15 protein-coding genes and 1 other RNA gene are annotated in these 15,537 nt (G+C 40.6%); 2 read left to right on the top strand and 14 right to left on the bottom strand.

The features are described from left to right. Positions 1-2: 2 nt before the first annotated feature. The 4 genes from HMPREF2780_RS05155 to HMPREF2780_RS05140 all read right to left on the bottom strand — a co-directional run bounded on the left by HMPREF2780_RS05155 (position 3) and on the right by HMPREF2780_RS05140 (position 2,657). Complete coding sequence (locus HMPREF2780_RS05155) at positions 3-1,169, bottom strand: THUMP domain-containing class I SAM-dependent RNA methyltransferase (RefSeq protein ID WP_105026298.1); 1,167 nt, start codon at positions 1,167-1,169, stop codon at positions 3-5. Positions 1,170-1,329: 160 nt separating this feature from the next. Beyond that, positions 1,330-1,695, bottom strand: an RNA gene (gene rnpB, locus HMPREF2780_RS05150) — RNase P RNA component class B. A gap of 14 nt (positions 1,696-1,709) precedes the next feature. Beyond that, complete coding sequence (gene gpsB, locus HMPREF2780_RS05145) at positions 1,710-2,060, bottom strand: cell division regulator GpsB (RefSeq protein WP_008808583.1); 351 nt, start codon at positions 2,058-2,060, stop codon at positions 1,710-1,712. Positions 2,061-2,129: 69 nt separating this feature from the next. After that, complete coding sequence (locus tag HMPREF2780_RS05140) at positions 2,130-2,657, bottom strand: SLOG family protein (protein WP_105026297.1); 528 nt, start codon at positions 2,655-2,657, stop codon at positions 2,130-2,132. 65 nt (positions 2,658-2,722) lie between these two features. On the opposite strand from HMPREF2780_RS05140, the gene recU reads away from it, so the two are divergent. After that, positions 2,723-3,325: a Holliday junction resolvase RecU gene (recU, locus tag HMPREF2780_RS05135; protein ID WP_045505953.1), complete on the top strand. Its 603-nt coding sequence runs from the start codon at positions 2,723-2,725 to the stop codon at positions 3,323-3,325. After that, on the top strand, positions 3,318-5,456 hold the full coding sequence (gene pbp1a / locus HMPREF2780_RS05130; protein ID WP_045772964.1) for a penicillin-binding protein PBP1A: 2,139 nt from the start codon (positions 3,318-3,320) through the stop codon (positions 5,454-5,456). Before recU ends, pbp1a begins: the two co-directional genes overlap by 8 nt. Before the next feature lie 111 nt (positions 5,457-5,567). On the opposite strand, the gene pepC is transcribed toward pbp1a, so the two are convergent. The 10 genes from pepC to mraY all read right to left on the bottom strand — a co-directional run bounded on the left by pepC (position 5,568) and on the right by mraY (position 15,537). Further along, on the bottom strand, positions 5,568-6,902 hold the full coding sequence (gene pepC, locus HMPREF2780_RS05125) for an aminopeptidase C (protein WP_105026296.1): 1,335 nt from the start codon (positions 6,900-6,902) through the stop codon (positions 5,568-5,570). A gap of 78 nt (positions 6,903-6,980) precedes the next feature. Continuing rightward, positions 6,981-7,541: a GNAT family N-acetyltransferase gene (locus tag HMPREF2780_RS05120; protein WP_049553156.1), complete on the bottom strand. Its 561-nt coding sequence runs from the start codon at positions 7,539-7,541 to the stop codon at positions 6,981-6,983. Between the two features lie 47 nt (positions 7,542-7,588). Next, positions 7,589-8,413, bottom strand: a complete 825-nt coding sequence (gene nadE, locus HMPREF2780_RS05115; RefSeq protein WP_061596064.1) for an ammonia-dependent NAD(+) synthetase — start codon at positions 8,411-8,413, stop codon at positions 7,589-7,591. After that, complete coding sequence (locus tag HMPREF2780_RS05110; RefSeq protein ID WP_061596065.1) at positions 8,410-9,870, bottom strand: nicotinate phosphoribosyltransferase; 1,461 nt, start codon at positions 9,868-9,870, stop codon at positions 8,410-8,412. Before HMPREF2780_RS05110 ends, nadE begins: the two co-directional genes overlap by 4 nt. Positions 9,871-10,080: 210 nt before the next feature. Beyond that, complete coding sequence (gene trxB / locus HMPREF2780_RS05105; RefSeq protein ID WP_048778762.1) at positions 10,081-10,995, bottom strand: thioredoxin-disulfide reductase; 915 nt, start codon at positions 10,993-10,995, stop codon at positions 10,081-10,083. A 63-nt stretch (positions 10,996-11,058) separates the two neighbouring features. Next, positions 11,059-11,283: a DUF4059 family protein gene (locus HMPREF2780_RS05100; protein WP_045772959.1), complete on the bottom strand. Its 225-nt coding sequence runs from the start codon at positions 11,281-11,283 to the stop codon at positions 11,059-11,061. Positions 11,284-11,388: 105 nt separating this feature from the next. Next, positions 11,389-12,132: an amino acid ABC transporter ATP-binding protein gene (locus HMPREF2780_RS05095; protein WP_061596066.1), complete on the bottom strand. Its 744-nt coding sequence runs from the start codon at positions 12,130-12,132 to the stop codon at positions 11,389-11,391. After that, complete coding sequence (locus HMPREF2780_RS05090; protein ID WP_053794877.1) at positions 12,132-12,941, bottom strand: amino acid ABC transporter permease; 810 nt, start codon at positions 12,939-12,941, stop codon at positions 12,132-12,134. Before HMPREF2780_RS05090 ends, HMPREF2780_RS05095 begins: the two co-directional genes overlap by 1 nt. Positions 12,942-13,110: 169 nt before the next feature. Then, on the bottom strand, positions 13,111-14,454 hold the full coding sequence (locus HMPREF2780_RS05085; RefSeq protein ID WP_045634201.1) for a DEAD/DEAH box helicase: 1,344 nt from the start codon (positions 14,452-14,454) through the stop codon (positions 13,111-13,113). A 99-nt stretch (positions 14,455-14,553) separates the two neighbouring features. After that, complete coding sequence (mraY, locus tag HMPREF2780_RS05080; RefSeq protein WP_045634202.1) at positions 14,554-15,537, bottom strand: phospho-N-acetylmuramoyl-pentapeptide-transferase; 984 nt, start codon at positions 15,535-15,537, stop codon at positions 14,554-14,556.

Raw genomic sequence — 15,537 nt, 5'->3', positions numbered from 1 at the left:
AGTCATCCTTTCTGCTCTTCAAGTTTTCGTTTGACTCTTTTTCCAAAATATTGATATAAATCAACCTTCAAGGTTCCATTATAGAGTTTTCTCTTTTTATCTGCCGGACTGCCATATTTACTTTCAAAAGCTTCATCGCTAGTCAAAATAAATTTACTCCATGTTTCTAATGGTGCAAAAGTTTGCCCCATTTCCTGGTAGAGCTTTGTAACAGCCGTATCATCCAAAAGTCTTTCCCCATAGGGAGGATTTGAGATAATCACACCATTGATTTTGTTAGTGTGCAAGTCTTGCAACCTCATTTGCTTAAAGCAAATACAGTCTTCCACCCCAGCTTCTTCAGCATTCTTCTTGGCAATATCAATCATACGCGCATCCAAATCCGATCCAGCAATATCCAATTGAATATCCTGCTTAATTTGCATACGAGCATCAGCTTTTGCTTTCTGAATTTGTGCTCGATCTATCCAATTCCATTCTTCAAAAGCAAAAGAACGATAAAGACCAGGAGCAATGTTTTTACCAATCAAAGCAGCCTCTATACAAAAAGTTCCAGAGCCACATGTCGGATCAACTAAAGGTTTATCAGGATACCAATTGGATAAGAGAAGAATGGCAGCTGCCATATTTTCCTTAATTGGTGCTCCACCCTTATCTGTCCTATAACCACGCTTAAACAAGCTAGTCCCCGTCGTATCAATCATGACTGTCGCCAAATCTTTTAAAATAGAAACTTCAATCTTAAATTCAGGTCCATTTTCCATAAGGGGAACCCCTTCAGGACGCGCATAGTGTTTCTGCAACTTCTTCACAACGGCTTTCTTAGAAATTGCCTGAACGCTGGGTTCATTGTGAAGTTTGGACTTGACACATTTCGCTTTCGAAATAGGGAATTTTGCGCCTAAGGGTAGGTAGTTTTCCCAATCAAGTGCAAAGACACCTTGAAAAAGCTCTTCAAAAGTCTTGGCAGGAAAAGTCCCAACAATGATTTTGATCCGATCTGCCGACCGTAACCAAAGATTGGTTTGAATAATAGTTTGGACATCTCCTTCGAAACGAACTCGACCATTTTCAACCTGACAATCGATTCCAAGATTTCTAATTTCACGACCAACTACTGCTTCTAGACCTGCTGCAGCTGTCGCTATTAAGTCAAATGTTTTTTTCATTATTTCCTCAAAACAAAGGGGAAGCGTCTATCCATATACTGAGATAGCCGACTTGAGATTTACTTAGATCAGGAAAAGTTGCTATCCCTAACTTTTTAAAGTATATTTCACTATAATTAGAGGCTAAGAACCAAGCCCTAGCCTCCACCTATATGCAATTTTCTATAAGCCATGTTTTGTTCCAGAAATGACTAGGCACCATTTCCTTCGATAATCATCTGTCTACTGTTTCCAGTCAGAATGCAATGTTCGTTTCCACGCATTCCATGCCCCGACCAAAGTTTGGGTTGCTAGCTTGAGGGGTTTACCGCGTTCCACTTCTTGTGTTTCCACAAAAACTACGTCACTGTGGCACTTTCAGGCCTACTCCAGCATATCAAGAGACTTAGCTGTTTCACCCGCCGTAACGGAAAAATCCGTCCCTAGGCTTATTGTTTCGCCTAGCACAAACACTACCGGCATCACAGCCAGTGCTAGCATGGACTTTCCTCATGAAAAATAACTTTTCATGCGATTATCCAAAAATTGCACGTCTTATAATTACAATTGATTTAATTCGCTCGCTTGGATTTGTTTACCGAACACTTCTTTTTCCAAACGGCTTAGTCGTTTCAAGATATCAAAATTGGTAATTGTCGTTTGAGTTGTGTCTCCAAATGACTGATGAACCTGAGAAGCAGTTGAATTTGGAGCTTCCTGAATTCGTTTAGAAAGTTCTTGTTTTAAACGGCTATTTTCTTCACGCAATTCCTTCACTAAAGCTGAATAAGTTTCATAGTCTTTGATCACATCATCTAAAAACTCATCCACTTCTTGCTTACTATATCCACGTACTGCTGTTTTAAAATCTTGATCAAAAATATCTTTAGGTGTAAAAATAATACTAGCCATTTCTCTCTCCAATCTGGTTTATTATTATCATTATATACGAAAAGGAAGAGAAAAATCAAGGTATAAACTTTAAATTTCAGAAAAATTTTCCGCCAGCTCATTTAAGTCATCAAATGTTAATTTTTTGATATGATATTGTTCATTTTCCTTCATCATTCGGTAAAGATACTTGAGCTTTGTCTCATTTTCTTCATCGTAAAATAGATAAGCTCCGTCTGTGCTCTCTAACAAAAATTGATTATAAGTCCGAAACTGACTTGGATTTTCATAGCTTGGATAAGCATATTTGATAAAATCAACATTTTTAAACTTAGCCAATTTTTCTTGGTTAACCTCATTCCAATTTTCACCTTGGTTTTCAAAAATAAAAATCGTCGCCAATTGGAAATTATATTCTTCCTGTAATTCCTTAGCAACTTCCAGAACCCAGACCTCAAAGCCCAAATTTCCTGTGAAAACCAGCCATTTCATGCCATTTTCTAAGAGATAAATTAAATCCCTACGAATAGCTGCTTTGATAATTTTCAAGCGTTGATCCTTGTCTCCAAAGATTCCTAAATCAAAGGCTTTATAGCCTACAACAAGTACACTGACCATTTTTTATCCTTTTACAATGATTTATGGTATAATAGAGTGATGTTATTGTACCAATAAGGAGTTTTATGGTCAACTATCCGCATAAGCTTACATCTAAAAATAACATAAAAAAAGTGAAAAAAGAGACTGTCGATTTCGCTAATCGGGGAATGACTTTTGAAAAAATGATTAACGACACCAATGATTATTACCTTAGTCGTGGATTAGCTGTTATTCATAAAAAGCCTACACCCGTGCAAATTGTCAAAGTTGATTATCCTAAGCGAAGCCGTGCCAAGATTGTCGAGGCCTACTTTCGCCAAGCATCTACTACGGACTACTCGGGAGTTTACCGTGGGCATTACATTGATTTTGAAGCCAAGGAAACGCGGCAAAAGCAATCTATGCCTATGAAAAATTTTCATGCACACCAGATTGAACATATGGATCAAGTGCTCAATCAAGGCGGGATTTGCTTTGTCTTACTTCACTTTTCTAGTCTGAAGGAAACCTACCTCCTTCCTGCTCCCTACTTAATTGAGTTTTATAAGATTGATAAGGGTGGGAAATCCATGCCCCTGGATTATATTCAGAAACATGGTTATCTCATTGAACAAAACATCCTTCCCAGCATACCTTATCTTGATATTATCTCAAAAAATTTACTAGGTGGTCACTCTAATGAATAAACAAACCTTAATGACAGCCCTAAAATGGGTTGCAAGCGGCCTTATCTCACTCTTTCTTTTGGGACTTCTGCTAGGAAGTTGTCTCTTCTTCTACTATGTGAGCAAGGCCCCTGAATTATCAGAAAGCAAGCTCGTTGCTACTACTTCCAGCAAAATTTATGATAGCCAAAATAACCTTATCGCAGATTTGGGATCTGAAAAGCGCGTAAATGTTACCACTGATCAAATTCCAACTGATTTGGTCAATGCTATTGTTGCTATTGAAGACCATCGTTTCTTCAATCACCGTGGGGTTGACTCCATTCGGATCATCGGCTCTATCTTTAATAATATCCTTAAGAGGTCGAATGGGCTTCAGGGTGGTTCTACCTTGACCCAACAGTTAATCAAACTGACATATTTTTCTACCTCTAAAGCAGACCAGACGGTCTCACGTAAAGCTCAGGAAGCTTGGCTGGCTTTCCAACTAGAAAGAAAAGCTACAAAGCAACAAATTCTGACCTATTATGTCAATAAGGTTTACATGTCTAATGGGAACTATGGGATGCAGACAGCAGCACAAAGTTTTTATGGTAAGGACTTAAAAGACCTAAGCTTGCCTCAATTAGCCTTGCTTGCCGGAATGCCCCAAGCTCCAAACCAATATGATCCATACTCTCAGCCAGAAGCAGCACTTCAACGCCGTAACCTGGTTTTATCTGAGATGTACCAACTGAAATACATCACTGCTGAACAGTATGAACAAGCTATCAATACTCCTGTTACTGACGGTTTGCAAAGCTTGAAGAGCTCTGCGTCTTATCCAGCTTATATGGATAACTATTTAAAACAAGTTATCGAGCAGGTCGAAAAAGAAACAGGCTATAACTTGCTGACTACTGGTATGGAAGTCTACACCAATGTCAATACTGACGCTCAAAAGCAACTGTGGGAGATCTATAACTCCGATACCTATGTTAACTACCCAGACGATGAACTTCAAGTTGCTTCCACGGTTATGGATGTAACAAACGGTAAAGTCATTGCCCAACTTGGAGCTCGTAAACAGTCCACTAATGTTTCATTTGGTACGAACCAAGCCGTTGAAACCAATCGGGACTGGGGTTCAACTATGAAACCTATCACAGACTATGCACCAGCCATCGAAGATGGGGTCTATAGTGCAACATCTGCAACTATTGCAGATGCTCCTTATAATTTCCCTGGCTCTAGCACTCCTGTCTACAACTGGGATATGCGCTACTATGGTAATATAACCATGCAATATGCCATCCAAGAATCACGGAACGTCCCAGCAGTTAAAACTTTGGAAGCTGTTGGCCTCAAACAATCCCTTAAGTTCTTGAATAAGATTGGTATCAACTATCCAGAAATGCACTATTCAAATGCCATTTCAAGTAATACCAACAAATCTGGAAACGAATATGGCGCAAGCAGTGAGAAGATGGCTGCGGCCTATGCAGCTTTTGCTAATGGAGGAACCTACTACAAACCTCAATATGTCAATAGAATTGTCTTTAGCGATGGTACTGAAAAAGTCTTCTCTAATGAAGGTTCAAGAGCCATGAAAGAAACAACCGCCTACATGATGACAGATATGATGAAGACTGTTTTGACATCCGGAACAGGTACAAATGCAGCAATTTCTGGTGTCTATCAGGCTGGGAAAACTGGTACTTCTAACTATGCAGACGATGAATTAACCAAACTTACAAAACCTTATTACGGCTCTAGTATTGTAACTCCAGATGAGCTCTTCGTCGGTTACACCCCTCAGTATTCAATGGCTGTATGGACTGGTTATTCAAACCGCTTTACACCAGTTCTTGATGATGGGGTCAAGGTTGCAACTGATGTCTATCGGTCTATGATGACTTTCTTGAATACCAATGGAAACGAAGACTGGGAGCAACCAAATGGGGTTTATCGAGTTGGTTACTATCTATACCTAAACGGATCTAATCCATATCGATACTATATCCAACCTTCCTCAACTTCAGAAGAATCATCTTCTTCTGAGGAAGAGTCTTCTTCAAGTAGTTCGGAATCTTCTACTACTTCCGAATCAAGTTCATCCTCTACTTCTAATCCTCAAGAAAGCAAACCGCAAACTAATAACGGTCAGCGCTAATGTTTGGAAGATCAACATAAAAACTCTATCTTCTCTCATATGAGAAGATAGAGTTTTTTTATTTAGAAAAGGCCTTATATAGCTATAAGGACCTTCTTCATAAATATTCTTTTATAGGGCTAAGGCTCCCATTGGATCCCACGGAGCCAAGACAATAGGCTCTGCTTCATAAGCAGCTAATTCCGCTTCAGTCAAAAATTCTTTGCGCACTACGATCTGGTAGGTATATTCATCCATCCAAGAGTCAGAGGCTACAAAGTAACCCTTGTTACCAACCTTTTCGCCCCAAGAGTTTTCGACCTTCCATTTCTTGGCTTTTCCATTTTCATCCAAGTCCACCCCTGTCAAAACCATTGCATGGGTCATCAGACTTTCGCTATAGTCCAAACGTCCTGCCTTGTCTTGAGTCAACTGGATATCCATACTAGAAGTGAAGTCATACATGCCGTCAGCCATAATACCCACTTTACGATTGCTAGACTGTCCAACATCAGAACCAAACCACACGGTCTCGCCAGCTTGCATTTGGGCGATAGCCAGCTCTTTTAGCCTGTCCATTTCAACATTCAAATAACGAACTGGCTTGCTACCAACGACATTACCCAGCATCTCAACTGTATAAGACTGACCATAAGGCTTGTCTGCAGTTGGCGCATTGATGATAGAGACATAATCGTCTAATTTGAGATCAACATATTTTTTGAAGAAAGCTTGTGGTGTCAATCCGCTCTCGCTATGAAAATTGTTATCTTTATCGCGATAAGAGAAGTCGAATTGGCGAGGCGGTAAACCTAAATTCATAGCTAGGAAGTTAAAGACTTCCTGGAGAAGTTCTTCTTTCTTAGCATGAAGTTCAGCCAAGTTTGCACCTGCTGCCACTAATTCTCGCAAAATCTGTGCATCCTGACGCAGGAGTTTATTAAGAATCTGATTGAGCTCACGGCTGTTGCCAGAAGAAATTGACTCTGGATAAACTGACTTAGGCACGACGCCGTATTTCTCAAAAAGAGAAACAACCATATCCCATTGGCCGCCATCCTGTTGAGGCGTGTCTAAGAGAAACTTAACCTTGCGGCTGGTCAATTCTTGGTCAGCAGTCGCCAGCATCTGGTCTAAGAACCAGTTGGATTTTTCATATTTATCCCAAAAGAAAGTGTGGGCCTGAGATAGTTCAAAATCTTCCAATTGGAAACCAGCAATCATCTTGTGGCGGAAGGTATTAAGAGCTGCAAACATCCAACAGCGCCCAGACGCTTTCTGGTCGCTAACCTTATCCTTAGTGAGATCCAGTGAAAAGACTGGCGTGTTTTCCACAGCACTGCTTCGCTTCTCCAAGGATGTCAAGAGACCATTGTGGCTGATGGCATTTTCCATTGCTGCAAACTTAGGATTAGCTTCATAAGCAGCATACAACTTATCTGTAAAATTTTGTTCTAACGAATGCATAGAATCCTCCTTGTCATTATACATCTATTATAGAACTTTAAAAAAGGAGTGCAAGTAAAAAGGCTAGACAAAAGAGTCCTAGCCTTTTTCTAAATCAGATTTTAGGATGCCATAGACGGAAAAATCTTTGACTTGTCCTTTATGCAATACAGCCTGACGGAAAGTACCTTCGTAGCTCATGCCAGCCTTAGCCATAACACGCCCCGAAGCTGGATTGGCTGTTACAAATCTTGCTGTGACACGATTGAAGTCTGCGTCTTGCAAGAGATAGTTCAAAACAGCTTTCAAAGCTTCTGTCATCAGCCCCTGCCCCCAATAGTCTTTACTTAAAATGTAACCGACCTCGCAATCATTGACCGTATCATCTCTATCAACCACACTGATATCACCAAGCACTTGTTCAGGATTTTCCTTCAGGCAGATGGCCCACTTGTAAAAATCCATGTTTTGATAATTCTCAACCCAGCGAGCAATAGACTGTTGGGTGACTTCAGGACTCTCGTGAGCATCCCAGGTCACATGCAGTAAATTATCTGGACGAGAAGCCCAGTTGTCATACATAGCTTGAGCATCTGATTCCAGAAAAGGTCTTAGCAAAAGACGTTTGGTTTCAATAGACTGTGTACCTATCTTTTTCATCGTTTTCTCGTTTCTTGGCTCGGACTAAAAAGTTACGATAGAGATTTTCACTTCCAAAATTCGTCAAAAATCGTAATTGGCAAATGGCGTTTATGCTGACCTTTATGCCACCAAGACTCGATAGTTTCTTGGGCGTGGGCTGAAACGGACTTGCCTTCGAGATAATCGTCAATTTCATTATAAGTCACGCCTAGAGCGACTTCATCTGCAATCCCAGGTTTTTCCTCTTCCAAATCAGCCGTCGGCACCTTTTCATAGAGAGCCGGATCAGCTCCTAAAGTGGCCAAAAGCTGCTTGCCTTGACGTTTATTGAGGCGGTAAAGTGGTAAGATATCTGCTCCGCCATCCCCAAACTTGGTGAAAAATGCGGTGACATTTTCTGCTGCGTGATCGGTCCCAATAACAGCCCCACTGTATGAACCAGCCAAAGCATACTGGGCAATCATACGGCTGCGGGCCTTGATATTACCCTTGTTAAAATCAGAGACTTTGGCACCTGTTGCCTCTATCGCCCTTGTCATAGCATCAGCTGATTCCTTGATATTGACTGTCAGACTGACATCAGGCTGGATAAAAGCCAGAGCCTTTTGCGCATCATCTTCATCTGCTTGAACACCGTAAGGCAAACGAACGGCGATAAAGCGATAGCTATCATCTCCAGTTTCAGAGCGCATTTCTTCCACAGCCAGCTGAGCTAAGCGACCAGCCAAGGTTGAATCCTGACCACCTGAAATTCCCAGAACATAACTTTTCAAAAAAGGGTGCTTTTTCAGATAGGCCTTGAGAAAGTCGACCGACTTGCGGATTTCTTCCTCCGGGTCAATGATAGGTTTGACGCCCAATTGAGCGATGATTTCTTCTTGTAGGCTCATTTTTCTGCTCCTGTCTGGTAGGCTTTCTTACGCATCTGGTCAATCAAGTCCATCTTATCCTGCCAGATATCTCTAGCCAGGTCAACTGGATAATCCTGTGGATTAAGAACCCGCTTGTACTCATCCCAGAGTTTATCAAATTCCTTACGGGCATAAGCTTGAATCTCAGTCAGGCTCCGCTTTTTGTAAACGAGATTTCCCTCTTGGAAAATATCTACCAATAGCGGCACAGCATCAAAATCCTTAACTGTCTTATTAATGTAAGTGTAGGTAGGATGGAACATTTCCAGCTCTTCCAAGCCATTGACATCAATTCCTTCATAGGTAATGTAGTCTCCTTCAGACTTACCTTTTTCCCGACTGGTAATGCGCCAAACCTGCTTCTTACCTGGAGTCGAAACTTTTTCAGCATTATTGGACAGCTTGATGGTATTGCGCAATTCTCCATTCTCATCTTCAATAGCAACAATCTTATAAACTGCTCCTAAAGCCGGCTGATCATAAGCCGTAATCAACTTGGTACCCACGCCCCAAACATCAATCTTAGCTTTTTGCATTTTCAAGTTGAGAATGGTATTTTCATCCAGATCATTGGACGCATAAATCTTAGCATCAGGGAAGCCAGCTTCATCTAATTGCTGCCGAACCTTCTTAGAAATATAGGCAAGGTCACCTGAGTCAATACGAACACCTAGGAATTTAATCTTATCACCCAGCTCACGCGCAACTCGAATGGCTGCCGGAACACCCAAACGCAATGTATCATAAGTATCTACCAAAAATACACAATCATGGTGAGTTTCGGCATAAGCTTTAAAGGCATCATAATCATTACCGTAAACTTGAACAAGGGCATGAGCGTGGGTTCCTAAAACAGGAATATCAAAGAGCTTACCCGCTCGAACATTACTGGTACCGTTGGCTCCACCAATCACAGCAGCCCGAGTTCCCCAGATAGCTGCATCCATTTCTTGAGCACGGCGAGTTCCAAACTCCATCAGGGGCTCATCTTCGATAACAGAACGGATACGGGCTGCCTTAGTGGCAATCAGGGTCTGAAAATTAACGATATTGAGCAGGGCGGTCTCAACAAGCTGACACTGAGCCAGAGGACCTTCCACTTGCACAATTGGCTCATTGGCAAAAACTAAGTCCCCTTCCTGAGCCGACCGTACACTAAGGCTCATCTTTAAATTCCGCAAGTAATCTAAGAAGTCTCCATGATAACCCAAGGACTCAAGATAGTCTAAATCACTCTGGCTGAACGTCAGATTATTGAGATAGGAAATAATTCTTTCTAAGCCCGCAAAGACAGCGTAGCCGTTATTAAAAGGATTCTTACGGAAAAAAACTTCAAAGACTGCACGTTTGTTATGGATATTCTGATTGAAATAAACCTGCATCATATTGATTTGATACAAGTCTGTATGTAAGGTTAAACTATCATCTGGAAACATATTTTCTCCTTTATAAACTGCATGGATTTTACTTATTATATCATAAATTTACAATTAAGAGGTTATAGGGAAATAGTCCGGCAATTAGAAAATTGAAATCTTTCCTCCACCAATTTAGCTGGTAGCTATTTAGTTTCTAAGAAACCACTCCTCAAAAAGATTCAATAGATCAAAAAACCTTGTTAGCCATAACTAACAAGGTTTTCGGTTTTATTCATGTTCAGTGATATATTTATAAGCTTCTTGACCCGCAATCGCTCCATCACCTACTGCTGTCGTAATCTGGCGTAAGTCTTTTTGACGGACATCTCCGATTGCGTAGATACCAGCTACTGAGGTCTTCATATGGTCATCTGTCACAATCCAACCTGATTCATCTCTTATACCCAAATCAGCTACAAACTCACTAACTGGATCCAAACCAACATAAATGAAGATACCACCAAAATCTGCTTGGCTAGTTTCACCAGTCTTGATATTTTTAAAGGTTACTCCAGTCACCTTACGCTCGTCACCATGAATAGCTTCTACGACTGAATCCCAGACAAAACTAATTTTTTCATTAGCAAAGGCACGATCTTGCAAAACTTTTTGTGCGCGTAATTGATCACGACGGTGAACAATGGTCACACTTTTAGCAAACTGGGTCAAGAAAATGGCTTCCTCAACCGCTGAATCGCCTCCACCAACAACTAGTAAGTCTTCATCACGGAAAAAAGCTCCATCACAAACTGCACAATAAGAAACACCCCGACTATTAAATTCAGCCTCACCCGGTACATTGAGCTGACGGTGAAAGGCTCCTGTTGCAATAATAACAGTCTTACTTTCATAAACTTCGTCTTCTGTGATAACTTTTTTAAAATCACCCTGATCTTCAATTCTTTGAACATGACCAAAGACATGCTCTACTCCGAGATTTTCCAATGGCTCAAACATCTTTTCAGCCAATTCTGGACCGCTAATCAGGGCGTAGCCAGGATAGTTTTCAACATCCGCTGTATTGTTCATTTGTCCGCCTGGAATACCAGCTTCCAGTAAGGCAACTTTTAGGTTGCTTCTTGCAGTATAAAGCGCCGCTGTCATTCCTGCAGGACCTGCTCCAATAATAATTGTATCGTACATGACTCCACCTTCTTTTGTTGTAATAATAATTATTCTAACGCCAATAAAAAACTTTTGCAAGCATTATGCTTTCAGCACTAAGAGAATGCCCATAACCGCAAAAGATAAAATAGGGATAGTCATAATATCAATCAAAAGTACATCAAACAAATGCGCCTGTCGTGCCTTTGCTGTCTTATCCTTGCGACTAGCCATTCTGGCTAAAATTAAAATCCCTGACAAACCTCCAATAAGTGCTGTTGTCAAAAGAAGACTCTCTATATAGAGAGAAAAAATTTGCTTTAACATTTAATCTCCTATGTTTTGGTCTATTTATGTCCAATAAGTCATGCTTATTTTGCTCAAAACAAACTCAGCTGGCAGAACCAACCGAGTTATCTTTCATCTATTATATCAAATATAGGTTCGTTTGTAACTAGCAAAAAACTCTTTCGTCCGTTCTTCTTTCGGATTATTCATAATCTCATCAGGCTTACCACCTTCAATAATATGCCCCTTATCTAAAAAGAGAACCTTGTCAGCAACCTGTGAAACAAAGGACATATCATGACTAACCAAAATCATTGTTTGACCAGATCTTGCAGCATCAGCAATGGATTTTTCTACTTCGCCGACAAGTTCAGGATCCAGAGCAGATGTAGGCTCATCTAGCAGGAGAACATCAGGTTTCATGGCCAGAGCTCTTGCCAAAGCTACCCGTTGTTTTTGACCACCTGATAAATGACGGGGATAATGATTTTCTCGATCTGATAAACCTACCTTGGCCAATTCTTCTTTAGCTATTTTAGTAGCTTCTTCATCCGATAGTTTCTTGACAACGAGCAGGCCTTCTTTTACGTTTTCCAGAGCAGTCCGTCTTTCAAATAGATTAAACTGCTGGAAAACCATGGCCAATTTTCTACGAAGTGTTAAGACTTCCTCCTGAGTAATTTGGGAAAAATCAACCCTAAAGTCATCAATCTCAATGATACCGCTGTCTGGAGTTTCCAAGTAATTCAGACTACGAAGAAAGGTTGATTTACCAGCCCCGGAGGAACCAATCAAGGCAATAACCTCTCCTTTTTGGATATCCAAACTAAGATTGTCTAGTACTGCCTGACCGGAGAAAGATTTACTGAGGTTAAAAATGTGAATCATTAAAGGATATCTCCTTTCGCTTGAATTGCTGAATCAATTGCAGCCGGCGTTTGAATGGCCATTTTTCTTTCGATAAAGCGACCAAATTGCTCAATCATAATATTGACAACCCAATAGACTAGAGCGACAGAGATGAAGCGCTCAAAATAACGGTAATCCGAACCACCTAAAATCTGGGCTTGGGCAAATACTTCTACCACTCCAGCACTAAAGGCCAGTGAAGTTCCTTTGGTCAAACCAATTAAGGAGTTGATCAGGGTTGGTGTAGCTACCACTGCTGCATTAGGAATAATCACACGACGGTATACTTGGGCATTGGTCATTCCCAGACTTCTAGCAGCTTCAATTTCTCCTTCACTAACAGAAAGGATTGCTGCCCGGATAGTTTCACTAGCATAAGCTGCCTCATTAAAAGCAAAAGCAACAACAGCAAAGATTGAGGCTGGGATTGCATTGATATTAAAGGCCGTTCCAAAACGTTGATTAATAACCTTTAGGGCTATAGGAATCCCATAGTAGGTAAGCATCAATTGGACTAAGATAGGTGTCCCCCTTAAAAAACTGACAAACAAAGCCTGAATAGGGTACAGAACTTTGACACGGTTGATTTTGACAATAGCAAACAGCAGAGCCAAAACCAAACCAAAAAGGGCACCGCCCAGGGTTAAAAATAAAGTTGTTGGTAATTTTTCAATAATTCTTGGCAGGGCATCAAAAACAGATCTTAAACTAAAATTTTGGCCATCTGGAATGGACTTCATTAATTCCTGATACCAGTTAGAAGCTAATATAACTAAACTTGCGTTCATCATTCAATCCTTTCATCATTCTCATTTAAGAAGGTCTATGCTCTTTTACTCGGTTTACTGTATCTGAATAACACAAGAAAAAAGATAGACCAGTATACTCTAGTCTATCACACCATTTTTATATCGAACAGTATAAATTATTTATCAAGGGTATAAGAAAATTTTATGACTAGAAGCTTTGGCGCTTGGCCTTGCGTTCTGCACGACCTCGAGCACGATTTTCAGCCCTCTTGGTCTTACGACGTTTTTCATTGACAGCCCACTGAATTTTTTTCTTATAGCCAGGTTTGATTTTCTTCTTTTTCTTTTTAACCAAACCAATCATTTCTGTATCGAGCTTCTCATAAGACTTTTCACGGTTGGCTCGTCGATCTCGATCATAAGTGTCCTGAAATTCACCGTTCTTTATCATCTTAGGAATGAACTTAATGCCCAGTTTCTCTAATTCACGAATATCAGAGTCATCACTTGGCTGATATAGCGTAATGGCCGTACCAGGAAGTCCATTGCGTCCTGTTCTTCCCACTCGATGGACAAAGAAAGACAGGTCCTGCGGAATAGCATCATTGATGACATGACTGACCCCCTCAATATCAATTCCCCTTGCTGCTAGATCAGTCGCAACAATATATTCAAAATCAAGATTTTTTACTTGATTCATAATCCGCTTACGCTCACGAGGTGCAATATCACCGTGAATCTTAGCCACTTTCAAGCCTTGAGCAAGTAAATAACTATGTAGCTCATCTGCTCTTGTCTTAGTATTCACAAAAATCATAGCCAAATAAGGCTGTAAGATGCGGCTAATTTCATAAATCTGCGCATTTTTATCGCGCCCCTTTGTTGAAACCAGCCAATTTTCAATTGTATCTGAAATCACCGTTTTGGTCTTGATTTGCTCCATGACCGGATTAGACAGATATTTCTTCAAGAAAGGCTGTAGCTTCTGCGGAATAGTCGCTGAGAATACCAAAAACTGCAAATCTTTTGGCAAGCTTGAGGCGATTTTATCCACTGTTTCCAAGAAGCCCATATCTAGTGTCATATCCGCCTCGTCCACGACAAAGGTCTTGGCCTTATGAATAGCTAAATCTCCTGACTTGACCAAATCATAGATTCGGCCTGGTGTCCCGATAACAATATGAGGTTGGCTAAATTCTAGCTTATCAATTTGACGGGCCTTGTCAGTCCCACCCACATAATTAGCAACACGAATTTCCTGATCAGAAAAAGAAGCAATCTGTCTAGTCGCTTGATAGATCTGAGTGGCTAACTCACGGCTTGGTGCCGTAATCACAACTTGTACATGATCCTCATCTTCATTCAACTTTTGAAAAATCGGTAGCAGAAAAGTATGGGTCTTCCCAGAACCTGTCTTTGATTCACCGACAAGGTCGCGCCCAGACAAAACAACTGGAATCAACTTTTCCTGTACCTCTGTTGCTTCAACAAACTTCAGGTCCTCTAAAGCCTCCTGGATATAATTTTTAAAAGTAAATTCTGTAAATTTCATTTTTTCCTCTTATCCTTAGTAGTCCTATCTATTATAACAGAAATTATGGATTTATAGCCATTTATATGAAAAGAAGGAGAACAATCGTTCTCCTTTTTCTTACAAATACAAAATTGCTAGAGTAATCAAACTTGCAACAAGGCCTATTCCCCAGAAGAGAAAATCTACCTTCCATTCACTCCAAGCTTTACCACGGCCAGAAAAACCACCAAGTTCAAAATGATGGTGAACTGGAGTCATACGGAAGATTCGTTTGCCTCCTGTCATCTTAAAGTAAGTAACTTGGAGCATGACTGAAGCCGTTTCAAATACGTAGACAATCCCAATCAAAAGAAGGGTCCATTCTTGGTGGAGGGCAATAGAGAGAGCTGCCAGCATACCTCCTAGAGCCAGACTTCCCACATCTCCCATAAAGATCTTAGCCGGCTTATGGTTAAATCCGAAGAAACCAAGTAGGCCACCAATCATACTAAAGATCACGATTAGAAGATCAAAACGTTTTTGTTCTAAAGCAATAACCGCATAAGCTCCCAAGCTGATCACGACGGAAATACTTGCAAGACCGTCAATTCCATCAGTTAGGTTGACTGCATTGGAAAAGCCAACCAACCAAAAGAGAACAAAGAAAATATAAAGAAAACCTAATTCTAGTGGAAAACCGAAAACGTTCAGCATATCCCCACCGCCGTGGCGTTCAAAAAAGAGATAAAAAACCACACCGCCAACCAGCTGCAAGAATAGTTTTTGCTTAGGATTCAGTCCCTCGTTGATTCGGCGGAAAACTTTTAAGAAATCATCTAAAAAACCAACTAAACCGTACAAGAACAGAATAAACAAAATAGTTGTAACGCTACTAGAAAGATTTCCTGAAAATAATGCAATGACAAAACTCGCCACAATCGAAGCCAAGAGGAAAACAGTCCCTCCCATAGTGGGTGTTCCAGCTTTGGCCTGGTGCTGTTTGACATCTTCGTGCATTTGTTGCCCGGAAATGCGGGCTTTTTGATAAAAACGAATAAAGGCAGGTATCCCAATAATTGTTAAAATCAAAGTAGTAATTCCTGCAATTATAGCTGTAAGCAT

It is taken from the genome of Streptococcus sp. HMSC062B01 (assembly GCF_001811085.1).
Classification (GTDB): domain Bacteria; phylum Bacillota; class Bacilli; order Lactobacillales; family Streptococcaceae; genus Streptococcus; species Streptococcus gordonii.
Note: the sequence above shows the minus strand (reverse complement) of the source record. Positions and strands in the feature narration are given on the sequence as shown.